Below are 3749 nucleotides of genomic sequence, written 5' to 3'. Positions count from 1 at the left end.
GGGCGGACAGCTGCAAGGAGGAGATGCACTTCTTCGCCGACGGGCTCGCTCGGCGCGGGGTCGGAACGCTCGCCTACGACGGCCCCGGAATCGGCGAGACGTGGGATCGCCTCCCGATGGGGATCGACGACGAGGGTGTCGGCGCTTCGCTCTTCAACTATCTTGCGCGCGACGAGAGAATCGATCCGAACCGAATCGGCCTCTTCGGCGTCTCGTTGGGCGGGAACCTCGCGATCCGGATCGCCGCGGAGGAGGCGAGGACCGCGGTCGTCGTCACGCTCTCAGCCCCCTATGATCTCGCAAGCTACGGCGAGTACATGCGTCCCATTCTCCAGGAACAGATGAAATACCTTCTGAAGACCGATTCGGAGAAGGCGTACAGGGATTGGGCGGGGGCGTTCTCCGTGCGCGGTCTCGTCGAGAAGGTGCGCGCGCCGATTCTCGTCGTCGGGGGAGGAGAAGACACGATCATTCCGGGGGCGGACGCGAAGAGGATCTTCGATGAGGCGAAGGGGAAGAAGAAGCTCGTCTATTACGAGGACGCGAACCATCTCTGCACGGAGCATGCGTTCGATCTCGTGGGGAAGGTGGAGGAGTGGTTGATCGAGACGGGTTTCCTAAGCGAAGGGCGGCTCCCGTAGAGGGGCGGAGCCGAATTCTTCATGTCGACATGGATTCCTTCTTCGTGTCGATCGAGCGCGCTCTCGATCCGAGGCTCGAGGGGAAGCCGGTCCTCGTCGGAGGATCCCCCGCGGGAAGGGGTGTGGTCGTCGCTTGCTCCTACGAGGCGCGCCGCTTCGGAGTTCGGTCGGGCATGCCGGCCGGGCGCGCGTTCTCTCTTGCTCCGGACGCGATCGTTCTCCCCTCGCGGCCGGGAGTCTACACGCAGATTTCCGCAGGCATTCTCCGGATTCTTTGCCGGCTCTGCGATCGGGTCGAGCCGGCGTCGGTCGACGAGTCGTACCTCGACCTCACGGAGGAGCGCTTGAATTGGGCACGCGCGGAGAGCCTCGCGCGCGCGATCCGATGGGAGATCCGCTCCGCGTTCGGGCTTGCCGCATCGGTCGGCGGAGGGCCCACGAAGACGATCGCGAAGATCGCCTCGCGCCTCGCGAAGCCGGACGGCTATCGGATGATCCCCGCGGAACGGATCGCCGAAATCGTCCATCCGCTTCCGGCGACCGCGATGGGGGGCGTGGGCGAGAAGACCGCCGAGAGTCTTCGCAGGCTCGGGATCGCGACGATCGGCGATCTCGCCTCCGCGGACGAGGCGCTTCTACGAAGACGTTTCGGGAAGAACGGTCCGCTCCTCTCGCGCCTCGCGCGGGGGAGAGAGGACTTCCCCGTCGTCCCCTATCGGGACGCGCCCGATCCGCAGTCGATGAGCAACGAGCGGACGTTCCCGAGAGACACCGACGATCCGGAGACGATCGACGCCGCCCTCCTCTTCCTCTCCGAGAAGCTCGCGCGCCGTCTCCGCCGCGAACGCCTCGCGGGGAACGTTTTTCACATCAAGCTTCGCTTTCCCGATTTCCGGACGATCGAGAGGAGCCGGACCCTTCCCGAGCGGATGAACGACGAGAAGTCTCTTCTCCATCTCGCGAGGGACGGCGCGAGACGCTTCGGCGAGGGGAAGCCCTTGCGCCTCGTCGGGGTCGGCCTCGCGGGGCTCGCGCGCGTTCCTTTTCGCGAAGAGGAGCTTGCGCTCGATCCCGGGCGCGGACGGTATCGAGAGGCGCTCGGCGTGTTCGACGCCGTCCGCGACCGCTTCGGCGAGCGCGCGCTTCGGAAAGCGAGGCTCTTGTGATTTTCGTCGGGACATCCGGATTCCGGTTCGACGACTGGGTCGGCGTCTTCTATCCGTCGTACCTCAAGAAATCGGACCATCTCGCCTGGTATCTCCGGCACTTCCCCGCTCTCGAGGTGAACTCGACCTACTATCGGATCCCCGCGCCTTCCCTCTTCGAGCGATGGGCGCGTCTCGCCCCGGAGCGGTATCCGTTTATCCTCAAGCTTCACGAGGCGGTCACGCACAAGAGGAAAGACCCCGGAGAGTCGATCGCGAATCTTCGACGGGCCGCAGAGCCCCTCCGTGCCTCGGGGAAGTTCGCCGGCTGGCTCGCGCAGTTCCCCTGGAGCTTTCGCGAGGGGACGGACGAGCGGCGCTACCTCTCCCTCGTCCGATCCCTCCTCCCGTCCGAAGACCCGCTCTTCGTCGAGTTCCGCCGGGCCGAATGGGACAAGGAGGAGACGTACCGTTTTCTTGAAGATGAAAGAATCGGCTTCTGCTCGGTCGACGAGCCCTCTCTCCCCGGCCTCATGCCCCCGGTCGCGCGGGCGACGAACGGCGTCGGGTACGTGCGCCTCCACGGCAGGAACGCAAAGGCGTGGTGGGGGAACGAGGGGTCGGGGGACCGTTACGATTGGCTCTACTCGGACGACGAGCTGAAGGAATGGGTCGGGCGCGCCCGGGAGCTCGATCGAGCCGCCGGACGGACCTTCGTCTTCTTCAACAACTGCTACGCCGGACAGGCGGTCCGAGGCGCGAAGAGGATGCAGGAGCTTCTCGGTATCCCGAAGGCCGGCGAGGAGGCTCAAACGCTTGACCTCTAAACTCTCGGAAGTGCTCGAGGAGATCCGCCACGATCGCCGCTTCGCCGGGCGAATCGTGCACGTCGAGGAGATCCCCGCGCGAGCGGCCGTCTACGCGGAACCGGAAATCCCCCTTCGGGATCCGATCCGAAGAGCGCTCGCCTCGATCGGGATCGAGCGCCTTTACGCGCATCAGGGAGAGGCGATCGAAGCGGCGCGCGCCGGAAAGAACGTCGTCATCGTGACCGGAACTGCGAGCGGGAAGACCCTTTGCTACAACATTCCCGTTCTCGAGAGCCTCGCCGAGGGGGCCGGAACCGCGCTCTATCTTTTTCCCACGAAGGCGCTCGCGCAGGATCAGCTCCGCGGCCTCACGCGGCTTCTCGAAACGGATCCTTCGTTCGCCGAGGCGATTCCCGCCGGGACGTACGACGGGGACACGTCTCGCTACGGGCGCCGAAAGCTCCGCGACCGCGGCCGGATCATCCTTTCGAATCCGGACATGCTTCACGCGGGCGTCCTTCCGAACCACCCGGCGTGGAGCCGTTTCTTCTCCGAGCTCCGTTTCGTCGTGCTCGACGAGATCCACGCGTACCGCGGGATCTTCGGCTCGAACGTCGGGAACGTGATCCGCCGGCTCCGAAGGATCGCGCGCCACTACGGATCCGATCCGGTCTTCCTCTGCTCTTCGGCGACGATCGCCAACCCGCGCGAGCTCGCGAGCCGGCTTGTCGGGGGAGAAGTCCTCGTCGTTGATCGCGACGGATCCCCGCGCGGGCCGAAGCGGTTCGTCCTCTGGAACCCTCCCTTCCTCGATCCGAACGGCGTGGAGAGGCGAAGCTCGAACGTGGAGGGGAAGGATCTTCTCGTTCGCCTCGTTCGCGAGGGAGTGCCGACGATTCTCTTCGCGCGCGCGCGGATCACCGCCGAGCTCGTCTATCGCTACGCGCGGGAGGATCTCGAGCGGCGCGCGAAGAGACTCGCCGGGCGAATCGCGGTCTATCGCGGCGGCTACCTCCCCGAAGAGAGAAGGGAGATCGAGAGGAGGCTCTTCTCGGGCGATCTTCTCGCGGTGTCGAGCACGAACGCGCTCGAGCTCGGGATCGACGTCGGCTCGCTCGGCGCGTCGATACTCGTCGGGTTCCCGGGAACGATCG

4 protein-coding genes are annotated in these 3749 nt (G+C 65.8%); all 4 read left to right on the top strand.

Annotation, left to right across the window (positions count from 1 at the left end; all coding sequences use genetic code 11):
- Window positions 1-641, top strand: a 641-nt coding sequence (locus FJY73_14145) for a prolyl oligopeptidase family serine peptidase (protein MBM3321801.1), incomplete at its 5' end; no start/stop codon positions are given.
- A gap of 44 nt (window positions 642-685) precedes the next feature.
- Complete coding sequence (gene dinB / locus FJY73_14140) at window positions 686-1807, top strand: DNA polymerase IV (protein MBM3321800.1); 1122 nt, start codon at window positions 686-688, stop codon at window positions 1805-1807.
- Window positions 1804-2613 (top strand): DUF72 domain-containing protein, encoded by an 810-nt coding sequence (locus tag FJY73_14135; protein ID MBM3321799.1) that lies wholly within the window; start codon window positions 1804-1806, stop codon window positions 2611-2613. The genes dinB and FJY73_14135 overlap by 4 nt, the downstream gene beginning before the upstream one ends.
- A partial coding sequence (locus tag FJY73_14130; GenBank protein MBM3321798.1) for a DEAD/DEAH box helicase occupies window positions 2603-3749 on the top strand: 1147 nt, incomplete at its 3' end. The genes FJY73_14135 and FJY73_14130, both read left to right, overlap by 11 nt.

Source organism: Candidatus Eisenbacteria bacterium (assembly GCA_016867715.1).
GTDB lineage: Bacteria > Orphanbacterota > Orphanbacteria > Orphanbacterales > Orphanbacteraceae > VGIW01.
The sequence above is the reverse complement of the archived record's forward strand: the minus strand, read 5'-3'. Positions and strand labels throughout refer to the sequence as shown.